Source organism: Streptomyces sp. NPDC050085 (assembly GCF_044460595.1).
Taxonomy (GTDB): domain Bacteria; phylum Actinomycetota; class Actinomycetes; order Streptomycetales; family Streptomycetaceae; genus Streptomyces.
This window is the reverse complement of sequence record NZ_JBITJZ010000009.1, coordinates 142681-168984: the sequence shown is the minus strand read 5'-3', so window position 1 is coordinate 168984 and position 26304 is coordinate 142681. Positions and strand designations below refer to the sequence as shown.

Here is a 26304-nt window from a genome sequence, read left to right as displayed (position 1 = left end):
AACGGCCCGGTTGCGCCCATCCGAGTGAGATGGGCACGGCCGGGCCGCGTCCTTTTCCCCGGTCCCCGCTTGACCTACCTAGCGTGCCCAGTGACCGATCGGCCCTGCCTTCGTTCCCCCGGAAGGGGGACGGGAACTTCCCGGCATTCTGATCTGAACCGAGGTGTACGCCATGGTGGCCCCGCCGGACAACGACGTGCTCTGGGCACGCGCCCTGCACTTCTCCCACAGCGGCTCGCCCGCGCTCACCGGCGTCTCGCTCGGTGTCCGCGAGGGCGAGATCCTCGCCGTCACCGGCCCGCGCGGCGCGGGCAAGACGACGCTCCTGCAGTGCCTTTCGGGTCAGCTGCTGCCCGAGCGCGGCGGCGAGGTGTGGTTCAACAGCACCCCGGTGCACACCATGGGCCCGCTGGTGCGCGAGCGCCTGCGCCGCGACCGCTTCGGCTGGATCGACCCCGAGCCCGCGCTCGTCCCGGAGCTGAACGTCTGGGAGAACACCGCGCTCCCCCTGATGCTCCGCGGCACCGGCCGCCGCCCCGCCAAGACCGCCGCCCACGAGTGGCTCGACCGGCTCGACGTCGGCCACCTCGCCCGCAAGCGCCCGGCCGCCCTGCGCATGGCCGAGCGGCAGCGCGTCGCCATCGCCCGCGCCCTGGTGCACGCCCCGAACGTGGTCTTCGCCGACGAGCCGACCGCCACCCTGCACCGCGCCGACCGCGCCCACGTCCTGCGCACGCTCACGGCCGCGGCCCGCTCGCACGCCATCACCGTCGTCCTCGCCACGCACGACTCCGAGGTCAGCGCCCTCGCCGACCGCACGGTCTCGCTGCTCGACGGACGCCGCGTCAACACCGTGCACCTGCCCGCGGGGCTCACCGACCCGAACGGCACGGAAGGCCGGGCCGCGTGCTCGCTCTCCGTCTAGCCCGCGGCGCCCATCCCCTCGTCCAGCTCCGCAGGCTCCTGGTCGCCGCCGCCTCGGCGGGCACCGGCTTCCTGCTGCTGTGCACGCTGGGCTACGCGATGGGCCACCCGGACGCCTCCGCGGGCTCCCTTCTGCGCCTTGCCTGGTGCCTGATCCCGCTCGCCGCCACCGTGTACTTCGCGGTCTCCGTGGCCCGCTCCGACCCCGGCACGAAGCCGCGGCCCGGCCTGTCCGCGGTCGGCCTCGGCCCGGCCCGCCTCACCCTCATCTCGGCGATCTCCACGGCGATCGCCTGCACCCTCGGCTCGATGCTGGCGCTGCTGTTCTTCCTGCATCTGCGGGGCGACCTGTCGGGGCTGCCGTTCGACGGTGCGGCACGTCAACTCCTCGCCGCCGACCGGCCGTTGCCCCTGGCCGCCGCGCTCACCCTGCTCACGTTCGTGCCGCTCGCCGCGTCCGGGGCCAGCGCCGTCGCGCTGCGGCCCAAGGCGGTCAGGCCCGGCAAGTCCGCAGCGGAGACCGGGCAGGACCCGGCCCCCGCGCCGACCGGACTGCCGTGGGGCGTCGCGCTCCTTGCCGCCGGGCTCGCCGTGGAGACGTACGCCTCCCACGCGCGCGGCGGCGACGGGCTCCCGATGCCGGGCGGCCTCGGCGGCAGCCCCAGCGGGGTCCTGGCCGGCTGGGCGCTGACCGCGCTGGGCCTGGCGCTCGCCGGACCGGGCCTGACCTACCAGTGCGGGCGGGCCCTGCAGGCGGTACGGCCCGGGGCCGTGCGGCTGCTCGCCGGGCGCGTGCTCCAGGAGGAGGCCCGGCGCATCGGGCGCCCGCTCGGCGTGGTCTGCGCGGTGTTCTCGGGGGCGTACGCGGCGAACGTGCTGTACCGGGCCGAGCCCGACCCCGGGCCGCTGTCCACGCTCGGCGCCGCGCTCGTCGTCGGCTGCACGGTGGCGACCCTGGCGACCGCGGCGATCGAGGCCCGCCAGGAGCGCAGGCACACCACGGCCGCGCTGCTGCGCCTCGGTGCCCCCGCGACGATGCTGCGCAGCGCGGCGGCCCTGCGCGCGGGCGCCCTGCTCGCCGTGTTCGGGCCGCTGACCTGGGCCGTGGCGGAACTTTCGGCCATTCCGCTGGCACAGCGATGAGTTCTGTCGTCCACTGACGTCTATCCCTGCGTACGGAATGACACGTACGAACGAACCGACTCAGAAGGCGACGGCACCCCATGTACCAGCAGATGATCTTCGTGAACCTGGCCGTGAACGACCTGGACGCCGCCAAGAAGTTCTACTCGGACCTCGGCTACACCATCAACCAGCAGTTCACGGACGAGACCGGGTCCGCCGTGGAGGTCAGCGACACCATCATCTTCATGCTGCTGACCAAGGAGAAGTACGCGGGCTTCACGCACAAATCGATCGTCGACTCCACCAAGGAGAGCGAGGTGCTCGTGTGTCTGAGCGCCGAGAGCCGTGACAAGGTCGACGAGCTGGTCGAGCGCGCCCTCGCCGCGGGCGGCACCGAGCACGGCGAGAAGCAGGACCACGGCTTCATGTACGGCCGGGCCTTCGACGACCTGGACGGGCACACGGTCGAGGTCGCGTGGATGGACCCCTCGGCCATCCAGGGCTGACCAACTCCCGTACGCGGTACGTGCTTAGCTGGGCGGGTGTCGACATCACCCTCAGACCCCGCCCTGCCCAGCACCACCTCCGACCGCGAGATCGAGACGCTCGAAGAGTTCGACGAGGTCGTCGCCGCCCGCCGCTCCCTCACCGGGTACCGGGTGCAGGCCGTCGATCTGACGGCCCGCACCGAGGTCCTGCGCGAGACCGTCGTCGAAGGCTCCGTCTTCCTCGGCTGCCCCATGGAGCAGCACGCGGCGGAGCACGTCAGGGCGGCGGGCGCCCTCGTCTTCCCGCCCGTGCCGGGGCTCCCGTTCGACCCGTACCGGGGGCTCCTCTACACCCCGGACGAGCTCTTCGAAGGACTGTCCACCGGGTACGAGGCGACTCCCGACGCCCGTGCGTACGACTGGTTCCAGCGGACCAAGGCCGACGGTGACGTGTTCGCCTCGATGCTGCGCGCCGTGCACGACGACTCGGTCTCCGACGCCCTCGACGAACTCCTCGTAGGCGCACGGGTGGTGGGCGTCATGGGCGGGCACGCGATGGCGCGCGGCACGGACGCGTACGCGGGCGCCGCCCGGCTCGGCCGGACCCTCGCGCGGGCCGGTCTCACGGTGGCGACGGGCGGCGGCCCGGGCGCGATGGAGGCGGCGAACCTGGGCGCGTACGCGGCGCCGCACGACGACGCGATGCTCGACGAGGCGCTCCAACTCCTCGCGAAGGCACCGTCGTTCACGCCGTCGGTCACGGACTGGGCGGGCGCGGCGTTCGAGGTCCGCGGCCGCTGGCCCGACGGGGGCGCCTCGGTCGGCATCCCCACCTGGTTCTACGGCCACGAGCCGCCGAACGCCTTCGCGTCCCACCTCGCCAAGTACTTCGCCAACGCCACCCGCGAGGACGGCCTGCTCGCCCGGTCGAACGCGGGCGTCGTGTTCCTGCCCGGCGCGGCCGGCACGGTGCAGGAGATCTTCGACAACGCCACCCCCAACTACTACGAGTCCCGCGGCGAACCGACCCCGATGGTCCTCGTCGACCGCACGCACTGGACCGAGCGCCTCCCGGCCTGGCCGCTGCTGCAGTCCCTCGCGCGCGGCCGCTCGATGGAGTCCCGGATCACGCTCGTCGACACGGTGGAGGAGGCGGGCGAGGTCCTGACGCACAACTGACGGGGTTCTGAAACGCGGAGTGGGTCAAGCGCGGGTCAAGAGTGAACTCTGAGGGACCGCTGTGTATTGACGCTGCGTTACCAGTACTTGTAAACGTGAGGGGACCGTGAGGGCGCTGAGGCGGGAGCCGTGAGCTCCCTCACCGCGCCCGCCTCTTTTTCGCACTTGATCCCGTGAAGGACAACCGTGTCCGTAACCCCCCGTATATCCTCCCGCGTCGCTCGCTACGCCGGTGTGGCGGCCGCCGCGACGGCGCTCACCCTCGGTGTCGCCGGTTCCGCGTCGGCGTGCAACATCCGCGAGTTCAGTGCCGCCGCCACCTGCACCGGTGAGCAGGGCGTCATCACCGTGACCGACAAGGACGGCTCGGGCACCCCGGCGACCGTCTCGGTCTACCTCGGCGACAAGCTCGTCGGCACCCAGGACGTGAAGGGCTCCTCGGAGGGCACCACCATCACGTTCAACGAGAACTGGGCGCCGAACGCCACGTACCGCGTGCACGTGAAGGCCGGCAACCAGGTCGACGAGGACATCAAGCCGGACGTCACGACGCCCGCCAAGGGCTGCGCCACCGAGAAGCCGACCCCGACGCCGTCCTCCCCGGCGCCGAGCACGTCGAAGCCGGCCGAGACGGCGACGCCGACCCCGTCGGCCTCCGAGTCCAGCGCCGCCCCGGCGCCGGCCCCGAGCAACTCGGCCTCCCCGGCGGGCGGTTCGGACCTCGCCGAGACCGGTGCCAGCTCCAACACCCCGCTGATCGCGGGCATCGCCGGGGCCCTCGTGGTCGCGGGCGGCGGCGTGGTCTTCGCGCTCCGCAAGCGTGGCGCCGCTCAGCGCTGACCTGACGGACGAGGGGTCGTACGGGATGTTTTCCGCCCGTACGACCCCTTTCCCGTGCCCGCGTCCTTCCTACGCCCTCCCGCGTCCTCAGCCGAACGTCGCGCGCCGCAGCCAGAAGTCGAGCAGCTCCCGGTCCCCGAGCACCTCGACCCGGCCGCCGTCGAGCGCCTCGCGCCGGTAGAACGCGAGCAGCACGGCCGTCAGCGGGCCGCGCAGCGCGACCTCGGCCTTCGCGTGGTCGCGGCGCCAGACGATGCCGTCGTCGGCCAGCTCGATCAGCCACTCTGCGGCCACGTCGGGGGCGGTGTCGGTGGCGTGCAGATGCAGGGTGCGGCCGCCCGCCTTCAACTCCTGTGTCTCGTCAGCGGCGTCCGTGTCCTGGGCGAAGCGCACGATGCGCAGCCACTCGTCGATCGCGTCGGCGGCGACGTCGGGCGCCACGTCGTAGTCGGCCTGCGCGGCGAGCGCCGCGTCGGCCCGGTGGATCACCGTCTCGTGGGTCATCCGGCGGGCCCAGAACGCCGCGTCCTGCCGCCACGCCCAGGTCCAGACGGGCACCCCGGGCCCGGCGTCCCGCAGCGTCTCGGCGAGCCTCCCGGCCCCCGCGCCGAGCCAGCTGTCGAGGCTCGCGGCGTCCTCGCCCTGCGGCACGCGGTCCGGCACCTCGTCCTCGTCGAGCACCTCGCTCGCCCGGGTGCGCACCATCGTCTCGGCCCAGCGGTGGGCGGCGCCGACGTGCACGGCGAGGTCGCGCAGGCTCCAGTCGGGGCAGGTCGGGACGGTCGCGGTGAGATCGGCCCCGGCCAGGTGTTCCCTCAACAGGCCGGTCTGGGCGACGATTTCGGCGCAGTAGCGCTCGTGCGAGAGCTCGCGGGAGGGATCGTGGGAGCGATCGTCGGAGAGCTTGCGGAAGGGGTGGCTCGCGGGTGGTACGCGCTCGGTCATGCTCCCGACCCTACGCAGCGGTCGCGCCGTCCAGCATCACGATTTCCGCGGCGTCGAAGGCTACTCCGACGCGCGCCCCGGGCTCGGGTGCCTCGCGCAGCGCGCACGCCGCCTCGAGCCGGGGTGCGCCCTCGGGCTGCAACTGCAGTGCGACGTGCGTCCCGCGGAAGGTGCGGGCGGCCACCGTGCACGTCACCTGTGCGTCGGCGGCGGGCACGAGGCGTACGCCCGCGGGCCTGACGAGGATCGTGCCGACGCCCTGCGCCGTGCCCGCCGGCACCGGCACCTTGCCCCACGGGGTGTCCGCCACGTCGCCGGAGACGGTGGCTTCGGCGACGTTGTCGAAGCCGAGGAAGCGCGCCACGAACTCGTCCGCGGGCCGCTGCCACACGTCGAGCGGCGTGCCGGACTGGGCGATGCGCCCGTCGCGCATGACGACGACCCGGTCGGCGAGCGCGAAGGCCTCGCCCTGGTCGTGCGTGACGGCGAGGACGGTGGTCCCCAACTCCCCGAACAGTTCCCGCAGTTCGACGACGAGGCGCTCGCGCAGGGACCGGTCGAGCTGGCCGAGCGGCTCGTCCAGCATCAGCAGCCGGGGCCGCGGCGCGAGGGCCCGGGCGAGCGCGACACGCTGCTGCTCGCCGCCGGACAGCGCGGAGACGGCCCGGCGCTCGGCCCCGGGCAGCCCGACGAGCTCCAGCAACTCCCTTACGCGCGCGCCCTGTTCGACCTTCGGTGCGCCGTGCATCCGCAGCCCGAAGGCGACGTTGCCGCCGACGTCCCGCTGCGGGAACAGCTGGTGGTCCTGGAACATCAGACCCACGCCCCGCTTGTGCGCGGGCACCCCGCGCTGGTCACGGCCGCCGAGCAACACCCGCCCCCCGTCGAGGGGTTGGAGGCCGGCGACGGCCCGCAGCAGCGTCGACTTTCCGCTGCCGCTCGGCCCGAGGACGCACACGATCTCGTGCTCGGCGACCTCCAGGTCCACCGTGTCGAGCACGGCGCGCCCACCGAACCGTACGGTCGCGTCGTCCAGGGTCAGCAGGGCCGTCATCAGAACTCCCCGGTCGAGGCCTTGGCAGGCCGCATGCGTTCCAGCAGCAACAGCGAGACCGCGCAGACGAGCATCAGCACGGTCGAAAGGGCCATCGCCTGCCCGTAGTTGAGGTCACCGGCCCGGCCGAGGAGCCGCGCCACGGCCACCGGCAGGGTCGGGTTGTCGGGCCGCGCGATGAACACGGTGGCCCCGAACTCGCCGAGGGACACGGCGAAGGCGAACCCGGCCGCGATCAGCAGCGCCCGTCGCACCATGGGCAGATCGACCTCGCGCCACGCCCGCAGCGGGGAGGCCCCGAGCACGGCCGCGGCCTCGCGCAGGCGTCCGTCGACCGCCCGCAGGACGGGCAGCATGGTGCGTACGACGAAGGGCACGCCGACCAGTGCCTGGGCGAGCGGGACCAGGATCCAGGAGGCCCGCAGGTCGAGCGGCGGCTTGTCGAGCGTGATGAGGAACCCGAAGCCGACGGTCACGGCGGACACCCCGAGCGGCAGCATCAGGAGCGCGTCGAACCCGCGCACCAGGCGTCCGGCCCGCCGGGTGAGGGCGGCCGCGGCGAGCCCGCCGATGACGAGCGCGATGGCGGTGGCGGCGAGGGCGTACTCGAGCGAGTTCCAGATGGCGTCGACGGGCGGGACGAGGAAGGTGCCGCCGTCGGCGTTCCCGAGCGCCCGGTAGTACGCGAACCCGACACCGCCCGGCGTGTCCAGCGACCGCTGCACCAGCACCCCAAGGGGCAGCAGGATCAGCACGGCCACGGTCGCCAACACCCCGGCGAGCAGGGTCCGTTGAGCGGCCCCGCGCGGCCGCCGCGCGGTGTGCGCGGCGTCGACGAGCCGCAGCGTGCTCTCCCGCCGCCGCACGCTCCACGCATGCACGGCGAGGATGAGTCCGACGGCCGCGAACTGCACGATCGTCAGCACGGCGGCGGTCGACAGGTCGAAGATCTCGGCGGTCTGCCGGTAGATCTCCACCTCGAGGGTCGAGAAGCCGGGCCCGCCGAGGATCTGCACGACGCCGAACGAGGTGAAGGTGAACAGGAAGACCATGAGCGCGGCTGCCGCCACGGCCGGCCCGAGAGCGGGCAGCGTCACCTTCCGCCACGCCGCGAGCCGCGAGGCGCCGAGCATCCGCGCGGCCTCCTCCTGCCGCGGATCGAGCTGCCCCCACAGGCCGCCCACGGTCCGTACGACGACGGCGTAGTTGAAGAAGACGTGCGCGGCGAGGATCGCCCACACCGTGGTGTCGAGCCGCACCCCCCACAGGTCGTCGAGCAGCCCTCCCCTGCCGACCAGCGCCAGGAAGGCGGAGCCCACGACGACGGTCGGCAGCACGAACGGCACGGTCACGACGGCGCGCAGCACCTGCTTGCCGGGAAAGTCGAGCCGGGCGAAGACGTAGGCGCCCGGCAGCGCGATCAGCAGCGTCAGGGCAGTCGACGCGAGCGCCTGCCACACGGTGAACCACAGCACGTGCCGGATGTCCGACTGCCCGAGCACGTCCGCGATGCGCCCCACCTGCCAGTCCCCGCCCACGTACAGACCGCGCCGCACGATCGCGACGACCGGGTACGCGAAGAAGACGGCGAAGAACACGACGGGCACGGCCATCAGGCCGAGCCGCGCCGCGTTCCCCGTACGCACCCGGGGCACGTCCCAGGTCCTGGCGGTCTTGGCGGTCTTGGCGGTCTTGGCGGTCACTTCCTGACGATCGAGGTCCACGACTTGACCCAGTCGTCACGGTTGTCCGCGATCTTGCGGGGGCTCATGGTTTCGGGGCTGTCGACCTTCACCGCGTACTTCTTGTAATCGGCGGGCGCGACGGCACTCTTGGTCACGGGGTCCACGAACATGTTGAGCGGCATGTCCTGCTGGAACTCCTTGGAGATCAGGAAGTCGACGAACGCCCGGGCGCCCTTCTCGTTCTTCGCCCCGTCGAGCACGCCCGCGAACTCGACCTGCCGGAAGCAGGTGCCGGTCGCGACACCGACCGGCGACGTGGCCGGCTGCGGGTCCGAGTAGATCGCCTCGGCGGGCGGCGAGGACGCGTACGACACGACGAGCGGCCGCTCTCCCCCGGCCTTCTTGCCGCCGGCGCTGCCGCTGAACTCCTCGTTGTAGGCCTGGTCCCAGCCGGAGACGACCTTCACGCCGTTGTCGACGAGCTTGTTCCAGTACGCCTGCCAGCCGTCGTCCCCGTAGCTCGCGGCCGAGCCGAGCAGGAAGCCGAGGCCCGGCGACGACGTGGCGGCGTCCTCGGTGACGAGCAGGTTCTTGTACGCGGGCTTGGCGAGATCGGCGAAGGACGCCGGCGGAGTCAGCTTGTGCTCCGCGAAATACTTCTTGTCGTAGTTGACGCAGATGTCGCCGGTGTCGACGGGAGTGACACGATCCTTCCCGGCATCGAGCCGGTACCGGCTCTCGACGTCCTCCAGGCCCTTGGCCTTGTAGGAAGCGAAGATCCCGTTGTCGAGGGCCCGCGACAGCAGGGTGTTGTCGACGCCGAAGAAGACGTCGCCCTGCGGATTGCCCTTGGACAGGATCGCCTTGTTGACGGCCTGCCCGGCGTCGCCGTCCTCCAGGACCTTCACCTGGTAGCCGGACTTCTTCTCGAAGTCCTTCAGTACGTTCTTGGAGACGGCCCACGAGTCGTGGCTGACGAGGGTCACGGTCTTGGAGTCGGACCCGCCCGACCCGCTGGACTGCGACCCGCACGCGGACAGCACGACGAGCCCGAGCCCCACGGCAACAGCTGTGTACGTCGTCGTTGCCTTCGTCTTCTTGCTCACTGGTTTTCCTCCTGGGGGTGACCAGGAAGAGACGCGGCCCTGCCCGGAAGCCTTGTCTCCAAAGCTTCCGGGCAGGGCGCAACAGCTTGAGTGGTGTCCGAACTTCCTACCCAGAATGACCTGGGCAAGGTTCAGAGGGTCTGCGGCCCGCCCCTGTATGGCTGCCGCACTCTCAGCGCTGTGGCGCTCCCCTGTCGGAATATGCAGATGTACTTACGCCGTAAGGCTACCGCTCGGTCGCGGCGAGCTGACCACACGCCCCGTCGATCTCCTGGCCACGGGTGTCCCGGATGGTCACCGGCACCCCGTGCGCGGCGATGGCCTCGACGAACGCCTTCTCGTCCTCGGGCCGCGACGCGGTCCACTTCGACCCAGGAGTCGGATTCAGCGGAATCAGGTTCACATGGACCGGCTTGCCGCGGAGCAGCCGCCCGAGCCGGTCACCGCGCCACGCCTGATCGTTGATGTCGCGGATCAGCGCGTACTCGATGGACAGCCGGCGACCGGACTTGGCCGCGTACTCCCATCCGGCGTCCAGCACCTCCCGCACCTTCCACCGCGTGTTGACGGGTACGAGGGTGTCGCGCAGCTCGTCGTCCGGGGCGTGCAGCGAGATGGCGAGGCGGCACTTGAAGCCCTCGTCGGAGAACCGGTGGATGGCGGGCACGAGGCCCACGGTCGACACGGTGATGCCGCGCTGGCTGAGCCCGAGACCGTCCGGCTCGGGATCGGTGAGCGCGCGGATCGACTGGACGACCCGCTTGTAGTTGGCGAGCGGCTCGCCCATGCCCATGAAGACGATGTTGCTGAGCCGGGCAGGCCCACCCGGGATCTCGCCGTCCCGCAGGGCCCGCATCCCGTCGACGATCTGATGCACGATCTCACCGGTCGACAGATTCCGGTCGAGACCGGCCTGCCCGGTGGCGCAGAACGGACAGTTCATCCCGCATCCGGCCTGGGAGCTGATGCACATGGTGACCCGGTCCGGGTACCGCATCAGCACGGACTCGACGAGCGTCCCGTCGAACAGCCGCCACAGGGTCTTGCGGGTGGTGTCCTGGTCGGTCGACAGATGCCGCACGACGGTCATCAGCTCGGGCAGCAGCGCTTCGCGCAGCTTCTCCCGCGACCCGGCCGGGATGTCGGTCCACTCCGCCGGATCGTGCGCGTACCGCGCGAAGTAGTGCTGCGACAGCTGCTTGGCGCGGAACGGCTTCTCGCCGATCGCGGCAACAGCTTCTTTCCGCTCGGCGGGCGTCAAGTCGGCAAGGTGCCGCGGCGGCTTCTTGGCTCCGCGCGGGGCGACGAATGTGAGTTCTCCGGGCTTAGGCATGGCCGTACCAGTGTCGCACGCCCCGGATCAGCCGCAGCTCAGTCCAGGATCGCCCCGATCACGCCGACGACCCGCGACCCGTACGTCTTCCAACGGTGTCCCGTCCGGCAGTACAGCCGCGGTTTGCGCCGCCCCTCCTGGTCGATCAACGCGTCGCACCACTTGCAGGGCATGTCGCCGCTGTAGGTGCCGTCCTTCTCGAGTCGAGCCCTCCCCATGGACTGGACCTTATGCCGACGAGCCCCCACCCGGCGGGCGAGGGCTCGTACCAGATCGGCAACAGGATCCGGAGGACCCGGTTCAGCTCGATGCGACGGCCGGGGTCAGCTCGATCCGACGAAGAGCACCAGGAGCAGCCACACCACAGGCGCCGTCGGCAGCAGCGAGTCGAGCCGGTCCATGATCCCGCCGTGGCCGGGCAGCAGCGTGCCCATGTCCTTGATGCCGAGGTCCCGCTTGATCATGGATTCGCCGAGGTCGCCGAGCGTGGCGCTGGCGGCGACGCAGGCGCCCATGACCAGGCCCTGCCACCACGTGCCGTCGTCGATCAGGAACTGCATGCACAGCACGCCCGCCACCATCGCGAACGACACCGCTCCGAGCAGGCCCTCGCGGGTCTTGCCGGGGCTGATGCGCGGCGCGAGCTTGTGCTTGCCGAAGCGCCAGCCGATCGCGTACGCCCCGGTGTCGCTGACCACGGTGAGGATCAGGAACGTCAGGACGCGCCAGGCCCCGTCGTCCGCGGTGAGCATCATCGCCACGAACGTCGCGAGGAAGGGGACGTAGAAGGCGGCGAAGACACCGGCCGTGACGTCCTTCAGATAGCCCTCGGGCGGCTCGGTCATGCGCCACACCAGGACGGCGAGCGCGGTGAGCGCCATCGCCACCCAGGCGCCCTCTGCGCCCCGGACGTATCCGGCGACGACCATCGCCGCACCACCGACGGCGAGCGGCACGAGCGGCGCCTTGATGCCCTTGCGCTCCTCGAGCCGCGACGTCAGCTCCCACAGGCCGACGACGACGGCGACCGCTATCACGCCGACGAACACGGGCTTGCGGATGAACAGCGAGGCGATGATCACCGCGCCGAGCCCGACGCCGACCCCTATCGCCGCCCCGAGGTCACGGCCCGCGCTCTTCTTCTGCTTCTGCGGTGCAGGAGCGGCGGGGGCCGGCTGAGGTGCTGCGCTGGACATGGGCTCCTGCGGCGTCTGCGGGGTCGTCTCGTCGCGGAACAGGGGGCCGCTCAGCCGAGCGGCCCCCGGATCGTCCTGGTCACCGCCACCGGCGGGCACATCAGGCATTTCGGGCACGATGGGCATGGGCCGAGTCTCCTCAACCGCGTGCCGTTCGTACGCGGGACCCGCCGAAGCGCGCCCCTGGTCGTACGACGGCGCCTGACCGTAGGCGGGCCCCGTTGGAGCACTGCCCTGGTCGGCGGGCCCCCAGTACCCGGGCCCGGTCTGCGGCGCCCCCCAGGAAGAGTCGTTCACGGATTCCTCGAACCTCGATGTTCCGCGCTGGCTCAGACTTCGAGCAGCTCGGCTTCCTTGTGCTTGAGCAGCTCGTCGACCTGGGCCACGTACTTGGCGGTGGTGTCGTCCAGCTCCTTCTCGCCGCGACGGCCCTCGTCCTCGCCGATGTCGCCGTCCTTGATCGCCTTGTCGATGGCGTCCTTGGCCTTGCGTCGGACCGAGCGGATGGAGACCTTGCTGTCCTCCGCCTTGGTCTTGGCGACCTTGATGTAGTCGCGGCGGCGCTCCTCGGTGAGCTCGGGGAACGTCACACGAATGATGCTGCCGTCGTTGCTCGGGTTGACGCCCAGGTCGGAGTCGCGGATCGCCTGCTCGATGTTGCGCAGCGCGCTCTTGTCGAACGGGGTCACCACGGCCATGCGCGGCTCGGGCACCGAGAACGAGGCCAGCTGGTTGATCGGCGTCAGCGCGCCGTAGTAGTCGGCCACGATCTTGTTGAACATCGCCGGGTGCGCACGACCGGTGCGGATCGCGGCGAAGTCCTCCTTGGCGACCACGACGGCCTTCTCCATCTTCTCCTCGGCCTCGAGGAGGGTCTCTTCGATCACCACTTGCTCCTGCGTGTCTTGAGTGAGGCCCGGCGTGCACGGGGCGGCCGGCTGCGTCGTGTGTCTTTGCCTACGAGGATCCCAGGAGGATTCCGGGAGGGATTCCTACGAGGTTTCCTGCGAAGTTCCTGCGAGGTTTCCTGCGGTGTCCTTGCACGGTGTCCGACCGGCAGGACATTGTCCATCCCTCGCGGGACGGTACGGGTGTCAGGTCAGGCGCGGGTGCCCTGGTCGCCCACGAGCGTCCCGATCTTCTCACCCTTCACGGCGCGGGCGATATTGCCCGACGTGAGCAGCTCGAAGACGAGGATGGGGAGCTTGTTGTCGCGGCACAGGGTGATCGCGGTCATGTCGGCGACCTTCAGGTCGCGGGTGATGACCTCGCTGTAGCTGAGCGCGTCGAACTTCACGGCCTCGGGGTTGGTCTTCGGGTCCGAGTCGTAGACCCCGTCCACCCCGTTCTTGCCCATGAGCAGCGCCTCGGCGTCGATCTCCAGGGCGCGCTGCGCGGCGGTGGTGTCGGTGGAGAAGTACGGCATGCCCATACCGGCGCCGAAGATGACGACGCGGCCCTTCTCCAGGTGACGTACGGCGCGCAGCGGGATGTAGGGCTCGGCGACCTGGCCCATCGTGATGGCGGTCTGCACGCGGCTGTCGATGCCCTCCTTCTCCAGGAAGTCCTGGAGGGCCAGGCAGTTCATGACGGTGCCGAGCATGCCCATGTAGTCGGAGCGGGCCCGGTCCATGCCGCGCTGCTGCAGCTCGGCGCCACGGAAGAAGTTGCCGCCGCCGATGACGACGGCGATCTGCGCCCCGCCGCGGACCACGGCCGCGATCTCACGGGCGATGGCGTGCACCACGTCGGGGTCGACACCCAGACCCCCGCCCCCGGCGAAGGCCTCGCCGGAAAGCTTCAGCAGAAAGCGCCCCGCGCCTTTGCCGTCGTCGCTCTTGTCGCCTTTGTCGGCCTGGGTGGTGGTCATGACTGTCTCGCCTCTTTTACTTGGCACACATACAAAGAAGGCCATTGCCGATGGGGTGTTCACGTCCCATGCGCGGCAATGGCCTCCTCGTCACATCTGCGGTCGCCCGGCGCGTACCCGGACGACTGCTGTCGACCCTAGCGGGGTCTCGCGTCGGTCGCGGTACGGACTCAGATGCCGACCTTGATGCGCGAGAAGCGCTTCAGGGTGACACCGGCCTCCTGGAGGACCTTCTCGACGGACTTCTTGTTGTCGAGGGCGTACGGCTGACCGAGCAGCGTGGCCTCCTTGAAGAAGCCGTTGACGCGACCCTCGACGATCTTCGGGAGCGCGGCCTCCGGCTTGCCCTCGGCGCGGGTGGTCTCCTCGGCGACGCGGCGCTCGGACTCGACGACCTCGGCCGGCACGTCCTCCTTGGAGAGGTACTTCGGCGCGAAGGCGGCGATGTGCTGCGCGACACCCTTGGCGAGGTCGGCGTCAGCCTTGTCCAGCTCGACCAGGACACCGATCTGCGGGGGCAGGTCGGGCATGGTGCGGTGCATGTAGGCGGTGACGTAGGCGCCGGAGAACTGCGCGAAGCGGTCCAGGACGATCTTCTCGCCGAGCGTGGCGTTGGCCTCGTCGACGTACGCCTGGACGGTCTTGCCGGCCTCGATCTCGGAGGCGAGCAGCGCCGCGATGTCGGCGGGGTTCGTCTTCGCGATGTGCGCGGCCAGCTCATTGGCGACCGACTGGAACTTCTCGCCCTTGGCGACGAAGTCCGTCTCGCACTTCAGCTCGACGATGACACCGGTGGAGTTGTCGTCGGCGATGAGGGAGACGACCGCGCCGTTCTCGGCAGAACGGCCCTCGCGCTTGGCGACGCCCTTCTGACCCTTGATGCGCAGGGCCTCGACGGCCTTGTCGACGTTGCCGTCGGCCTCGTCGAGCGCCTTCTTGCAGTCCATCATGCCGGCGCCCGTGAGCTCACGGAGCTTCTTGACGTCAGCGGCGGTGTAGTTCGCCATGATCCTGGTTTTCTCTCTACGAAGTCTGAAGTCTGACTCGAAGTCTGAAGCGGGTCACGGGTGAACGGCGGGGGCCGAAGGGGCCCCCGCCGTCACTCACGAACCCGGTACCCGTGTGGGTCAGGCCTGCTCGGCGTCGGCGGCCGGAGCCTCGGCAGCCGGAGCCTCGGCGGCGGGCGCCTCGGCAGCGGGGGCCTCGACGGCGGCGTCGGCGGCGGGGGCCTCGGCAGCCGGGGCCTCCTCAGCCTTCTCGTCGGCCTTCTTCTCGCCCTCGAGCAGGTCGCGCTCCCACTCGGCGAGCGGCTCGCCGGCGGCCTTCTCGCCCGGCTTCTGGTCGCCCGTGGCCACGCCGGAACGGGCGATGAGGCCCTCGGCGACGGCGTCGGCGATCACGCGGGTGAGCAGGGTGACGGAGCGGATCGCGTCGTCGTTGCCCGGGATCTTGTAGTCGACCTCGTCGGGGTCACAGTTCGTGTCGAGGATCGCGACGACCGGGATGTTGAGCTTCCGGGCCTCGCCGACAGCGATGTGCTCCTTCTTGGTGTCCACGATCCAGACGGCGCTGGGCACCTTGGACATCTCGCGGATACCACCGAGGGTCTTCTCCAGCTTGGCCTTCTCGCGCGAGAGCACGAGAAGCTCCTTCTTGGTGAGACCGGACGCGGCGACGTCCTCGAAGTCGATCTGCTCGAGCTCCTTGAGGCGCTGCAGACGCTTGTAGACGGTCGAGAAGTTGGTGAGCATGCCGCCCAGCCAGCGCTGGTTCACGTAGGGCATGCCGACGCGGGTCGCCTGCTCGGCGATGGCCTCCTGCGCCTGCTTCTTCGTGCCGACGAACATGACCGTGCCGCCGTGGGCGACGGTCTCCTTGACGAACTCGTAGGCGCGGTCGATGTACGACAGCGACTGGAGCAGGTCGATGATGTAGATGCCGTTGCGCTCCGTGAAGATGAAGCGCTTCATCTTCGGGTTCCAACGACGGGTCTGGTGACCGAAGTGGACGCCGCTTTCCAGCAGCTCCCGCATCGTGACGACGGCCATGGCCGTACTCCTCTGGTGTTCTCGGTTGTTTCCTGACGCCCCACCGCGCCTGCCACGTACGTCGCTTTCGCTGGTACGGGACCGATGGGCGCTGCACCGCTGGACTCTCGTCCGGTGTCGGGGCGTGCGAAGTCGATCCGGTGGCCCGGATCGCCACATGAAGTGTACGGGACCCACGAGGGACCGGGTGACGCCGCTGTCCACAACCGCCCGGTAGTCCACGTTTCCCGGCCATGATCCGCACGGAACCCCTGCCCCGAGGATCATCCGAGCCATGGGAAAACCACTCTGCGTGACGCCGACGCGGCTCTCCTGCGCCCTATGCGTCCTCTACGTCCTCTACGTTCTTGCGCCGCAACCCGCGTTCGCCGGCGACGCCCGCTTCTGGCCGACCGGCGACCGCCCCGCGGTGGTCCGCCCCTGGGTCCCGCCCGCGACGCCCTACGGCCCGGGCCATCGCGGCGTCGACCTCGCGGCCCCCATCGGCGCCCCGGTGCGCGCGATCGGGCCCGGCCGGGTCTCGTTCGCGGGGGAGGTCGCGGGCAGAGGCGTGGTGTCGGTGGAACTGTCGGACACGGGGGACCCACCGCTGCGCACGACGTACGAACCGGTGACGGCGACGGTCGAGCCGGGCGAGGAGGTGGCCCCCGGCGACGTGATCGGCGTCCTGGAGCTCCCGACGGGCCACTGCCCCGCCCGATCTCCGTCGTGCCTGCACTGGGGCCTGCTCAGGGGCGACACCTACCTGGACCCGCTGTCCCTACTGGACCCGTCACTGCTGCACGGGCCTCCGGCGAGGCTGCTGCCGGTGTGGGGCCCATCGGTACAGGTGTGGGGCCCATCAGCACAGGTGTGGGATCAGCCAGCACAGGCATGGGGCCCATCAGCACAGGAGGGAGTTCAGCCCTGAACGCCCCGCAGTGCCATGGCCACGGCCGCGTCCACGATCACGCCCGGATCCTCCGCCGCCCCGAGCTCGATGCGGCGCACCGCCGCGTCGACAACCCCCTGCAGCAGCATCGCCGCGAGCCGGGGCTGCTCGTGTCCCATCTCACCGAGCGCCTCGACGATCATCGCGACGAGCCCGCCGTGCGCGGCCCGGATCTTCTCCCGCGCCCCGGCATCGAGCTCACTCGCGGAGATCGCGACGACTGCCCGGTGCCGTCGGTCCCCGACGAGCGCCAACTGCTCGCGCACATAGGCCTCGACCTTGCCCTCGGGTGTCCCGGCCCGCGCCATCCCGGCCTCGACCTCCGCGGCCCACACGGGAAAGTCGACCGCACACAGCTCCTCGACCACGGCCGCACGGGACTTGAAGTACTCGTAGACGGACGACCGTGCGAGCCCCGTCCGCTCCGCCAGCGCGGGGAACGTCAGCGCCTCCGTCCCGCCCTCGGACAGCAGGGAACGCGCCGCGTCCAGAAGGGCGCCGCGCTGCATCGACCGGTGCTCGGCCACAGAGGCCGCTCGAATCCTTGGCACCTCTCCACTTTACGGACGCGCCGCCCGCGCCGCCGCCACGGCAGGGACGATTCACCATCACTGGAGCACCAGGGGCCCCTCAGCGACCAAAACTGGCCAGCTTCGCCCGCAGCTGCAGCACCGATTTCGTATGGATCTGGCTCACTCTGCTCTCGGTGACCCCGAGCACATTGCCGATCTCCGCGAGGGTGAGGCCCTCGTAGTAGTAGAGGGTCACCACGGTCTTCTCGCGCTCGGGCAACGTGTTGATCGCCCGCGCCAGATACCGCCGCAGCTCCCGGTCCTCGGCGACCTCGACCGGGTTGTCGGCCGCCTGGTCCTCGAGGGTGTCCATGAGGCTGAGCCGGTCCCCGCTCTCCCCACCGACGTGCAGCAACTCCTCCAGCGCCACCACGTTCGCCAGCGACAACTGGCTGAAAACGGCGTGCAGTTCCTCGAGCGCCACTCCCATCTCCGCGGCGACCTCGCTCTCCGAGGGAGTGCGCCGCAGCTTGGCCTCGAGCGTCGCGTAGGCGCGCTCCACGTTCCGCGCCTTCTGCCGCACGGACCGCGGAATCCAGTCCAGCGCCCGCAGTTCGTCGATCATCGCGCCACGGATCCGGGTGATCGCATACGTCTCGAACTTGATCTCGCGCTCGATGTCGAACTTCTCGATCGCGTCGATCAGCCCGAACACCCCGGACGAGACGAAGTCGGCCTGCTCGACATTGGGCGGCAGCCCCACGCTGACCCGGCCGGCTACGTACTTCACCAGCGGCGAGTAGTGCAGGATCAGCTGCTCGCGCAGGCGCTCGTCGCCGGTCGCCTTGTACGACCTCCACAGCTCCTCGAGGGAGGAGGGAGCCGGAGGCCGCACGCTGGAGCCGCGGGCTGCGGGAGGGACCGCCGCCCGGTCGGACCCGGAGGTGTGCTGTGGCATGCGCCGCCTTGTGCCGTTCTGCTGCGCACCGAGGGATTCGGAAAGTGAATCGGAGAGGGTGCCTGACGTCGTGGTCGCTGGGATCGCTTTGCTGGTGAAGATGCCGTGTTGCCCGTCTGGTGGTGACTGGTACCGAGCCGCCTGCCTGATTCCGGATTGTGGGGACGAACCCGAATCCTGGTGAGCGTAGCGTGACTGGAGTGTCGCGGTGTGCGAAGGGTATGGGATCGTACGCGCGCAGATACGTTCCCTTGGGCGACTTGCGCGGACTCCTCCGGCCCCATACATGACCGGACCGGAGCGCCAACTACCGGAATTGCCAAGGTCATCGGGGGTCATCCGGACGGCGGAACGTCTCGCGTCAGGGAACCTCCCCTTCCGAAAACACCGACCGGATCGCCTGGCGTGTCAACTGCCAGCCATCGCCGTGTCGTTCGACGAACCCCAAAGAGCGCAGTTCGTACAACCTCCCGATCGTCTCGTCCGTCCCCGCCCCCGCCGCCACCGCGATCTCCCCGACGCCGTGCGCCCCTTGTGCGGGCAGCGCCGCCAGGACCCGTGCCGCGTCCGGCGGCAGCAGATCGCGCGGCAGCACGGGACCACGCCGCTCCGGTGCCAGCTCCCCCATGTCCCCGACCAGTTCGACGACTTCCTCCGCGTCGGTCACCAGCACCCCTTCCTTGCGCAGCAGTTCGTGCACCCCGGCGGAGACGGCGCTGGTCACCGGCCCCGGCACCCCCATCACATGCCGCCCCAGGCGCACCGCCCAACGGGCCGTGCCCAGCGCCCCGCTCCGATACGCCGCCTCCACGACAACGGTGCCTCTGGTGAGCGCGGCGATCACCCGGTTCCGCAGGATGAAGCGGCTGGGAGTCGGATGGTCGCCGGGCGGCAACTCGCCCACCACGAGCCCCTGTTCCACGACGCGGTCGATCAACTGGGCGTGCCCTCGCGGGTAGACGCGGTCCACCCCGCAGGCGAGTACGGCGACCGTGGCTCCCCTGGCCCCGAGCGCACCCCGGTGCGCCGCCGCGTCGACCCCGTAGGCACCGCCCGAGACGACGACCCAGCCGCGCTCGGCAAGGCCGGACCCGAGGGTCGCGCCCATCCGTACCCCGTAGTCCGTGCAGGCCCGCGCGCCGACCACGGCGACCGAGCGCAGCGCCCACATCCGCAGGTTCGTCCCGCCCCGCACCCACAGCCCCAGGGGCCGCGCATCCCCCAGGTCGTCCAACTGCCCCGGCCACTCGGCGTCCCCGGGGCAGACGAACCGCGCCCCGAGCTTCGCCACCCGGTCCAAGTCCCGCTCCGGCGGCGGCGCTTCACGGGCCCGCGCGACCAGTCCCGCCCATCGCTCGGGCCGCACCCCGGGCAACGGCAACGGCTCCTCCGCGCCCCCCGCGTCCCCCGTGGCCCCGTCGATCCGCCGCACCGTCTCCACGGCCCCGAACTCGCACAGCCAGCGTCCCGCCACCTCCCAGCCCGGCTCCACGATCCGGGTCAGCCGCGCCCGCGCAAGCCGCACCGCGTCCGGCACCCCCGCCGCGGGCCCACCGGCCGCTGTCACGATCCGGCCCCGATGGTCATCGGCACCCCGCGCGAGATCCCCGTCCGCAGCTGCAGCGCGAGCGCCACGTCCTGCGCGAAGGGCCGCTCACGCCCGCTGAGGTCGGCCACCGTCCACGCCACCCGCAGCACCCGGTCGAGGCCGCGCGCGGTCAAGAAGCCCCGCTCCAGGTCCAGTTCGGCCTCGTCCAGGGCGCCCGGGGCCGCGGGCCACCGGGTCCGCAGGGCGTGGCCCGGCACTTCGCTGTTGGTCCGCCACGGGGTGTCGGCGAGCCGCGCCGCCGCTCGCGCCCGCGCCTCGCGCACCCGGTCGGCGACGACCTGGGTGCTCTCGCCCCTCGGCCCGTACCCCGACAGTTCGTTGCGCGTGACGGGGTCCACCTCGACCCTCAGGTCCACCCGGTCGAGCAGCGGCCCTGAGAGCCGGGCCTGATAGCGCCGCACGGTGGCCGGCGGGCAGTCGCACTCCCCACCGTGCACCCGGTACTGCCCACAGGGGCACGGGTTCGCAGCGAGCGCCATCAGGAAGCGCGCGGGCAGCCTCACCACCCCGGCGCTGCGGGCGATCACGACGTGCCCCGCCTCCAGCGGCTGACGCAGGGCGTCGAGCGCCTGGCTGCTGAATTCGGGTGCCTCGTCGAGGAACAGCACGCCCCGGTGGGACAAGGACACGGCGCCCGGCCGGGCCACTCCGGGGCCGCCCCCGACGAGCGACTGCATGGTCGCCGAGTGGTGCGGGGCGCAGTACGGAGCGGTGTCGATCATCGACTTGCCCGGGGGCAGCATGCCCGCCACCGAGTGGATGGCCGTCACCTCCAGGGATTCCTCGCGGGTGAGCGGCGGCAGGATGGCCGGCAGCCGCTCGGCGAGCATCGTCTTGCCCGCGCCCGGGGGCCCGGAGAGCATCACGTGGTGGCCGCCCGCCGCGGCGACCTCGATCGCGGTGCGGGCCGAGAGCTGCCCGACGACATCGGCCAGGTCGAGCCCGTGCCCGTCGTGCAGCGATCCGCCGAGCCCCGTCCCCGCTCCGCTGCCGGGCATGCTCAGCCCGGCGAGCATCGGGTCGGGGCGCCCGAGCTCCTGCGGGTCCTCGTCCGGGACCGGTTCGTCGGTGAGCACGGCGATGAGCTGGCGCAGGCTGCGGACCCCGAGGACGGAGACGCCCGGCACCAGGGCCGCCTCGCCGGCCGTGCACTCGGGCACCACGACCTGCTCGTACCCGGCGTCGGCCGCGGCGAGGACAGCCGGGAGCACGCCCCGCACGGGCCGCACCCGCCCGTCGAGCCCCAACTCCCCGATCATCACGATGTCGGCGAGGACCTTCGGATCGATCCGCTCGGCCGCACCGAGCACGGCACACGCGACAGCAAGATCAAATCCCGAGCCGCCCTTGGGCACCGACGCCGGGCTGAGCCCCACCGTGAGCTTCTTCTGCGGCCAGTCCGCCCCCGAGTTGACCACCGCGGCCCTGACCCGGTCGCGGCTCTCCACGAGGCTCTTGTCGGGCAGGCCCACGAGCGTGAACGCGGCGATGCCCGGCTCCAGGTCCGCCTGTACCTCGACGACGACGCCCTCGACACCCACCAGGGCCACGGAACACGTACGCGCGAATCCCATCAGGACACCCCCCGCACATGCTCGACACGGGGCGCTCCGCGCTCCGGCAGCACCACTCCCACCAGGTCGATCCGGACGCCGCCCGGTGGCGCTCCCCCGTGCTCCTGCACCCAGCGCTCCGCGAGATCGCGCAGCCGCCGGGCCTTGACCGGGGTGATCGCGGCCATGGGGTGCTCGAAGGCCCCACCGCCGCGCTGTCCCCTGCGGGTCTTGACCTCGCACACGACGATCGCGTCGCCGTCCCGCGCCACGATGTCGATCTCACCGGACCTGCCCGCGCGCCAGTTCCTCGCGAGCACCGTCATCCCGGCGTCGGTCAGCCGCCTCGCGGCCAGATCCTCGCCGTACTTCCCCATCGCGCCCCGTGCGTTCACGTCGGCACCACCTCCGACGTCCACGCTGACGCACGGACGCACACGAAGTGGATCTTGGTGAACTACTCACGGGTTGTGGAAAACCCCGTCACCCACAGGGCGACAGGAGCCGGCGAGACGGCGAGACGACGAGACGACTGAGGCAGGCTCAGCTGCCCGGAAGCTCCAGGTCGCTCTTGTTGAGCTCCTCGATGTTCACGTCCTTGAAGGTCAGGACGCGCACCTGCTTCACGAATCGCGCGGGCCGGTACATGTCCCACACCCACGCGTCCGCCATCGACACCTCGAAGAACACCTCGCCCTGGACCGAGTGCACCTGCATCTCGTAGTCATTGGTGAGGTAGAAACGCCGCTCGGTCTCGATCACGTATTTGAACAGCCCGACGACGTCGCGGTACTCCCGGTAGAGCTTCAGCTCCATCTCGGTCTCGTACTTCTCGAGGTCCTCGGCGCTCATGGCATGTTCCCCTTCAGCCGTGCGTCCCCCTATTGTGCGCCAGCCTCTGGGACCTCTAGACGATTTCCGTGTCGAGGACCAAAGGCCGGCTCGGGGGACCTTCGTCGAGCAGCCGGTTCAGCAGCTCGGCGAGTCTGGTCGGATACACCGTCTCATGCGCCTCGGCCAGTTCCCGGTACGTCCACCAGCGCGCTCCGGCGACGCTGCGTCGTTCCAGGTCGGTCAGGCCCTTCTCGTTGATCTCGGGCAGCGCCGCGGAGGACGTCGTGCGGGCCAGGAAGTACCACTCGTCCTGGTCCCAGCGCCGCCCGTCGAACGGGAACGAGCAGACGCGCTGCCACAGCACCGGGCCCAGCTCCACCTCCGTGATGCCGGTCTCCTCCGCGAGTTCCCGCAGGGCCGCCTGCTCACGCGTCTCGTCGCCCTCGAGGCCGCCACCCGGAGTGAACCACCAGTCGTCCGCGCTGTCGCCCGGCTCGTGTCCGTGCAGCAGCAGGATGCGGCTCTCCTGGTCGAGCAGGACGACCCGGGCCACTTTGCGCAGTACTCGCCCCGTCTCAGGCACGGGCCGGCTCCGCGGCCTTGGTGCGCGGTCGGCGAAGACGCCCGGCGATCGGCCCGTAGGCCGCCCCCGCCAGCACCAGGACGGCGCCCGCGACCACGGCGGTCACCAGCAGCCTGAGCGGCCCGGGCCGGGAGATCCCGCCGGGCAGCGCCTCGAAGCCGGTGGGCTTGGCCAGCATGCCGTCCATGGGCCAGGCCACGGCGTCCACACGGGCCTTCACGGCGTCGCGGGCCACCGAGCCGTGCTCGGCGTCGCCGAGGTGGACGCTGGAGTCGAGGGAGCCCATGCGCTCGTCGCCGAGGAGGAAGATCCGTCCGGCGGGCACGGTCGTGGACTTGATGCCGGTGAGCGAGGCGTTCTTGCCGGCCGGCAGATACGGTTCCTCGATCACCTTGCCGTTGACGGTCAGCTTGCCGTCCGTGCAGCAGGCGATCTTGTCGCCGCCGATGCCCACGATGCGCTTGACCATCGGCATGTCGCCCCAGGTCTTGTCCTGGAAGACGACGACGTCGCCGCGCTTGACCTCGCTGCCGTCGATGCGCTGCGCGAGGACCCGGTCGCCCGCGCCGATCGTCGGTGTCATCGAGTCGGTGGGCACCGTGTACGGCTGGTAGACGACGGCACCCCATGCGAACCCGCCGAGGAACAGCACACAGCCGAGGGCCACGGCTATGCCCGACAGCACGCTGCCGACCTTGCCGTGGCCCTCGGCCGCACGACGTGTCCTGCTCATCCCAGTTGCTCCCCGCGTCGGAGAAATCGATCTCGCGGCCCGGCCCGACATGGCTCGGACCACGGAAGATCGGCGATCTGGGACGGCACCCTACCCGGCGGTACCGGTCGCAGAAACCCTGGTGTTCCCCTCGGTAAGACGCCGGTTGATCTTGCGCCTGCGCCACAGGACCAGCGGTACCGCGCCCGCGAGCCCGAGCGCGCCCGGAGCCGCGCTTGCCGCCGCGTTGATGCCCGGCTGGTCGAAGGTGTCCGGCACCGGCAGGGTCGACCAGTGCGTGGGCGGCCAGGCGACGACGATGGCGCGGCCCACGACGTTGTCCACCGGCACGAAGCCGTGGTTCTTGTCGCTCTGGTGGTAGCGGGAGTCCATCGAGTCCTGGCGGTGGTCACCCATGACCCAAACTTTGCCCTTGGGTACCGTCACCTTGAACGTTCCGCCCGCATTGTCCGCCGTGCACGGGGTGTTGCCCGCGTACACGTACGGCTCGTTGAGCGCCTTGCCGTTGACCTTGAGCGGGCCCGTGCCCTTGCACTCGATGGTGTCGCCACCGACGCCGATGACGCGCTTGATGAGGTCCTTCTCGTTGGCCGACGGCATCAGGCCGATCCAGCTGAGGACCTGCTGCACCGCGTTCGGCTCCGCCGTCGGCTCGCCCTCCAGCCACTTGTCGGGGTCGTGGAAGACGATGACCTCGCCGCGCTCGGGCTCGGAGCCGAACCACGGGGTCAGCTTGTCGACGAGCACGCGGTCGCCGATCTGCAGCGTGTTCTCCATGGACGCCGACGGGATCGAGAACGCCTGGACCAGGAACGTCTTGATCACCAGGGCGAGAACGAGCGCGATGACGACGAGGAGCGGCAGCTCCTTCCAGAAGGAGCGGGGCTTCTTCGGCTTGCTCCCGGCCGTCTCGCCCAAGTCCGCGTCGCCACCGGGCGGCGGCGCCGTGGCCTCACCGTCTTCGGGCACGTGGTCCGTCGCGGCGGGACTCGCCGCGTCGTCGGATCGCCCGGGCTGCTTCTCGGGCTCGTGCCCCGACCGTGCGCCGACCGCCAAGTCCCCCACATCCACTCCTCAGTCCGTGCCGCTGCCTGATCCCTACGCGATGCAGGCCCACCACTCCCATAACGAGCGGGAGTTCCGCAGGGCTCGGGAGGGGGATCAATCCGTCCGGATCCGACGCGCTCGAACCCGGTACGGCACTGTTCGCGGTGGCCAGCCTATGCGACGCGGCGGGAGCCGCGGTCGACCCGTCGCCATGCGCGTCGGACACTGCGGAGAACGTGTCCGGTTCGCCGAGCCCGGTCCAGTGCCCGATCGGCCACACGATCCACCGGGCACGGCCCACGACCGACTTCTCGGAGACCGTTCCGTTGAACTTCTCCGTCAAGTGGTACCGCGAGTCTGCGGAGTTGGCCCGGTGGTCGCCCATCACGAAGAGCCGCCCTTCGGGCACCTTCACCGAGAAGTCGAACTTGGAGGGGGCGTTTCCGGGGTGGATGTACGCCGTCTCGTTCAGCGGGGTTCCGTTGACCGTGACGCGGCCCTGCGCGTCGCAGCACTTCACGGTGTCGCCGCCGACCCCGACGACACGCTTGATGAGATCGCGCTCGTTGTCGGACGGCAGCAGCCCGATCCAGGTCAGGCCTTCCTTGATCTGCTTGACCCCGACGGGGTCGTCCTTCTTCTGGCCGGTCTCCTGCTCGAGCCACTTGCCCGGGTCCTGGAAGACGACGACGTCGCCGCGGTGCACCTTCGCGCCGAACCAGGGGGTGAGCTTGTCGACGACGACCCGGTCGCCGATCTTGATCGTCTGCTCCATGGAACCCGAGGGGATCACGAACGCCTGGATCAGGAACGTCTTGAGGACGAGGGCTATGAGCAGGGCGACGCCGATCAGGAGGGGTATCTCCTTGATCGCGGAACGCCTTCTGCGTCGCTTCACCTTGCGCGCGAGCCTGCGCCGCTCGGCGCGGCCGGGCAGCGGCGGTCCGCTGGTGGGCCGGCTCCCGGTGGGCAGCCGGTCGTCCGCGCGATGGCCGGAGCGGATCTTGCCGCGCCTACCCATGGGCACCGCCGGGTGCGGGCACGCGCGCGTAGACGTCTTCACGCGACAAGGAGTGCCAGTGTCCGGCGGGCCAGGCGATCCACTGTGCCCTGCCGATCACGTGGCCGACGGGGACAAACCCGCCGCCGGGCGCGCCCAGATAGTCACGGGAGTCGCGGGAGTCGCTGCGGTGGTCGCCGAGCAGGAAGAGGGAGCCTTCGGGAACCTCGATGTCGAAGGGCACCTCCGAAGGGGCGTCCCCGGCGTGCAGCACGGAGCGCTCGTCGACGGACTGCCCGTTCACCGCGATCCTCCCCTTGCTGTCGCAGCAGACCACGTGGTCTCCCCCGGTGCCCACGACGCGCTTGATGTAGTCGGCGTCGCCGAAGTAGCCGCTGCCGTCAAAGACGACGACGTCCCCCCGCTTCGGCTCGGCACCGAAACGGTACGCCAACTTATTTACGAGAACGCGGTCCCCGATCCTCAATGTCGACTCCATCGAGCTGCTGGGGATCTGGAACGGCTGCATCACGAAGACGCTGAACGCCAGCAGGAACGCCATGCACAGGAGCAGGGCGAGCGTGATGCGGCCGCCGGGCAGCCAGGAGACGACCCCGGACAGCACAGAGGAGCGCGACCGGTCCTCCTCGCCCGCTGAGGTGTGCTCGGGGGGCTCGGAGGAGCGGTCGCGCTCCAGAGGCTGTGCTTCGGTGTCCATCGAGGCCAGATGCTATCCGGCGACTTCGTGACC

28 protein-coding genes and 1 riboswitch are annotated in these 26304 nt (G+C 70.7%); of the genes, 6 read left to right on the top strand and 22 right to left on the bottom strand.

From position 1 onward, the window contains the following. Positions 1 to 172: 172 nt before the first annotated feature. From ACIBUY_RS30055 to ACIBUY_RS30035, 5 genes are all read left to right on the top strand, one after another. Positions 173 to 925: an ATP-binding cassette domain-containing protein gene (locus ACIBUY_RS30055; protein ID WP_365575515.1), complete on the top strand. Its 753-nt coding sequence runs from the start codon at positions 173 to 175 to the stop codon at positions 923 to 925. Then, entirely contained in the window at positions 907 to 2067 is a 1161-nt protein-coding gene (locus tag ACIBUY_RS30050) for a hypothetical protein (protein WP_399154273.1), read from the top strand. Before ACIBUY_RS30055 ends, ACIBUY_RS30050 begins: the two co-directional genes overlap by 19 nt. An 80-nt stretch (positions 2068 to 2147) precedes the next feature. After that, the gene (locus ACIBUY_RS30045) at positions 2148 to 2555 is read left to right on the top strand and encodes a VOC family protein (RefSeq protein WP_365575509.1); all 408 of its coding nucleotides are present in this window, start codon (positions 2148 to 2150) and stop codon (positions 2553 to 2555) included. Between the two features lie 36 nt (positions 2556 to 2591). Beyond that, the gene (locus tag ACIBUY_RS30040; protein ID WP_399154272.1) at positions 2592 to 3716 is read left to right on the top strand and encodes an LOG family protein; all 1125 of its coding nucleotides are present in this window, start codon (positions 2592 to 2594) and stop codon (positions 3714 to 3716) included. Between the two features lie 186 nt (positions 3717 to 3902). Continuing rightward, entirely contained in the window at positions 3903 to 4556 is a 654-nt protein-coding gene (locus tag ACIBUY_RS30035; protein ID WP_365575503.1) for an LAETG motif-containing sortase-dependent surface protein, read from the top strand. A gap of 87 nt (positions 4557 to 4643) precedes the next feature. On the opposite strand, the gene ACIBUY_RS30030 is transcribed toward ACIBUY_RS30035, so the two are convergent. The 11 genes from ACIBUY_RS30030 to rpsB all read right to left on the bottom strand — a co-directional run bounded on the left by ACIBUY_RS30030 (position 4644) and on the right by rpsB (position 15793). Further along, on the bottom strand, positions 4644 to 5501 hold the full coding sequence (locus ACIBUY_RS30030) for a maleylpyruvate isomerase N-terminal domain-containing protein (RefSeq protein WP_399154271.1): 858 nt from the start codon (positions 5499 to 5501) through the stop codon (positions 4644 to 4646). A gap of 10 nt (positions 5502 to 5511) precedes the next feature. Further along, positions 5512 to 6555 carry an ABC transporter ATP-binding protein gene (locus ACIBUY_RS30025; protein WP_399154270.1) on the bottom strand — a complete coding sequence of 348 codons (1044 nt, stop codon included), beginning with the start codon at positions 6553 to 6555 and terminating at the stop codon, positions 5512 to 5514. Then, a complete protein-coding gene (locus ACIBUY_RS30020; RefSeq protein WP_399154269.1) occupies positions 6555 to 8279 on the bottom strand; it encodes an ABC transporter permease in 1725 nt (574 codons plus the stop codon). Before ACIBUY_RS30020 ends, ACIBUY_RS30025 begins: the two co-directional genes overlap by 1 nt. Further along, positions 8255 to 9346, bottom strand: a complete 1092-nt coding sequence (locus ACIBUY_RS30015; RefSeq protein WP_399154268.1) for a thiamine ABC transporter substrate binding subunit — start codon at positions 9344 to 9346, stop codon at positions 8255 to 8257. Before ACIBUY_RS30015 ends, ACIBUY_RS30020 begins: the two co-directional genes overlap by 25 nt. An 85-nt stretch (positions 9347 to 9431) precedes the next feature. Continuing rightward, a riboswitch (TPP riboswitch) is annotated at positions 9432 to 9549 on the bottom strand. A 23-nt stretch (positions 9550 to 9572) separates the two neighbouring features. Then, entirely contained in the window at positions 9573 to 10679 is a 1107-nt protein-coding gene (rlmN, locus tag ACIBUY_RS30010) for a 23S rRNA (adenine(2503)-C(2))-methyltransferase RlmN (RefSeq protein WP_365575494.1), read from the bottom strand. A 38-nt stretch (positions 10680 to 10717) separates the two neighbouring features. Beyond that, the gene (locus tag ACIBUY_RS30005; RefSeq protein ID WP_365575491.1) at positions 10718 to 10897 is read right to left on the bottom strand and encodes a hypothetical protein; all 180 of its coding nucleotides are present in this window, start codon (positions 10895 to 10897) and stop codon (positions 10718 to 10720) included. A 105-nt stretch (positions 10898 to 11002) separates the two neighbouring features. After that, positions 11003 to 12172 (bottom strand): phosphatidate cytidylyltransferase, encoded by a 1170-nt coding sequence (locus ACIBUY_RS30000; RefSeq protein ID WP_365575488.1) that lies wholly within the window; start codon positions 12170 to 12172, stop codon positions 11003 to 11005. A 32-nt stretch (positions 12173 to 12204) separates the two neighbouring features. Continuing rightward, positions 12205 to 12762, bottom strand: a complete 558-nt coding sequence (gene frr / locus ACIBUY_RS29995; protein ID WP_255982473.1) for a ribosome recycling factor — start codon at positions 12760 to 12762, stop codon at positions 12205 to 12207. Positions 12763 to 12974: 212 nt separating this feature from the next. Then, complete coding sequence (pyrH, locus tag ACIBUY_RS29990; RefSeq protein WP_365575484.1) at positions 12975 to 13745, bottom strand: UMP kinase; 771 nt, start codon at positions 13743 to 13745, stop codon at positions 12975 to 12977. Between the two features lie 170 nt (positions 13746 to 13915). Further along, positions 13916 to 14752 (bottom strand): translation elongation factor Ts, encoded by an 837-nt coding sequence (gene tsf / locus ACIBUY_RS29985; protein ID WP_365575481.1) that lies wholly within the window; start codon positions 14750 to 14752, stop codon positions 13916 to 13918. A 120-nt stretch (positions 14753 to 14872) separates the two neighbouring features. Beyond that, positions 14873 to 15793, bottom strand: a complete 921-nt coding sequence (gene rpsB / locus ACIBUY_RS29980) for a 30S ribosomal protein S2 (RefSeq protein WP_365575478.1) — start codon at positions 15791 to 15793, stop codon at positions 14873 to 14875. 274 nt (positions 15794 to 16067) lie between these two features. Between rpsB and ACIBUY_RS29975 the strand changes: the two genes are divergently transcribed. After that, positions 16068 to 16703 (top strand): M23 family metallopeptidase, encoded by a 636-nt coding sequence (locus ACIBUY_RS29975; protein WP_399154267.1) that lies wholly within the window; start codon positions 16068 to 16070, stop codon positions 16701 to 16703. On the opposite strand, the gene ACIBUY_RS29970 is transcribed toward ACIBUY_RS29975, so the two are convergent. The 11 genes from ACIBUY_RS29970 to lepB (ACIBUY_RS29920) all read right to left on the bottom strand — a co-directional run bounded on the left by ACIBUY_RS29970 (position 16694) and on the right by lepB (ACIBUY_RS29920) (position 26271). Beyond that, positions 16694 to 17251: a helix-turn-helix domain-containing protein gene (locus ACIBUY_RS29970; protein ID WP_365575611.1), complete on the bottom strand. Its 558-nt coding sequence runs from the start codon at positions 17249 to 17251 to the stop codon at positions 16694 to 16696. The two genes, ACIBUY_RS29975 and ACIBUY_RS29970, sit on opposite strands and share 10 nt — an antisense overlap. Before the next feature lie 103 nt (positions 17252 to 17354). Continuing rightward, the gene (gene whiG, locus ACIBUY_RS29965) at positions 17355 to 18194 is read right to left on the bottom strand and encodes an RNA polymerase sigma factor WhiG (RefSeq protein WP_365575472.1); all 840 of its coding nucleotides are present in this window, start codon (positions 18192 to 18194) and stop codon (positions 17355 to 17357) included. Positions 18195 to 18555: 361 nt separating this feature from the next. Beyond that, positions 18556 to 19761, bottom strand: a complete 1206-nt coding sequence (gene dprA, locus ACIBUY_RS29960; RefSeq protein ID WP_399154266.1) for a DNA-processing protein DprA — start codon at positions 19759 to 19761, stop codon at positions 18556 to 18558. Continuing rightward, entirely contained in the window at positions 19758 to 21377 is a 1620-nt protein-coding gene (locus ACIBUY_RS29955) for a YifB family Mg chelatase-like AAA ATPase (protein WP_399154265.1), read from the bottom strand. The genes dprA and ACIBUY_RS29955 overlap by 4 nt, the downstream gene beginning before the upstream one ends. Continuing rightward, entirely contained in the window at positions 21377 to 21751 is a 375-nt protein-coding gene (locus ACIBUY_RS29950) for a YraN family protein (protein ID WP_365575448.1), read from the bottom strand. The genes ACIBUY_RS29955 and ACIBUY_RS29950 overlap by 1 nt, the downstream gene beginning before the upstream one ends. A gap of 148 nt (positions 21752 to 21899) precedes the next feature. After that, a complete protein-coding gene (locus ACIBUY_RS29945; RefSeq protein WP_005311352.1) occupies positions 21900 to 22208 on the bottom strand; it encodes a DUF2469 domain-containing protein in 309 nt (102 codons plus the stop codon). 55 nt (positions 22209 to 22263) lie between these two features. After that, a complete protein-coding gene (locus ACIBUY_RS29940; protein WP_365575445.1) occupies positions 22264 to 22773 on the bottom strand; it encodes an NUDIX hydrolase in 510 nt (169 codons plus the stop codon). Then, positions 22766 to 23506 carry a signal peptidase I gene (gene lepB / locus ACIBUY_RS29935; RefSeq protein ID WP_365575442.1) on the bottom strand — a complete coding sequence of 247 codons (741 nt, stop codon included), beginning with the start codon at positions 23504 to 23506 and terminating at the stop codon, positions 22766 to 22768. Before lepB (ACIBUY_RS29935) ends, ACIBUY_RS29940 begins: the two co-directional genes overlap by 8 nt. Before the next feature lie 90 nt (positions 23507 to 23596). Continuing rightward, entirely contained in the window at positions 23597 to 24571 is a 975-nt protein-coding gene (gene lepB, locus ACIBUY_RS29930; RefSeq protein ID WP_365575439.1) for a signal peptidase I, read from the bottom strand. After that, positions 24459 to 25574, bottom strand: a complete 1116-nt coding sequence (lepB, locus tag ACIBUY_RS29925) for a signal peptidase I (RefSeq protein ID WP_365575608.1) — start codon at positions 25572 to 25574, stop codon at positions 24459 to 24461. The genes lepB (ACIBUY_RS29930) and lepB (ACIBUY_RS29925) overlap by 113 nt, the downstream gene beginning before the upstream one ends. Continuing rightward, complete coding sequence (lepB, locus tag ACIBUY_RS29920) at positions 25567 to 26271, bottom strand: signal peptidase I (protein WP_399154264.1); 705 nt, start codon at positions 26269 to 26271, stop codon at positions 25567 to 25569. The genes lepB (ACIBUY_RS29925) and lepB (ACIBUY_RS29920) overlap by 8 nt, the downstream gene beginning before the upstream one ends. Positions 26272 to 26304 lie beyond the last annotated feature (33 nt).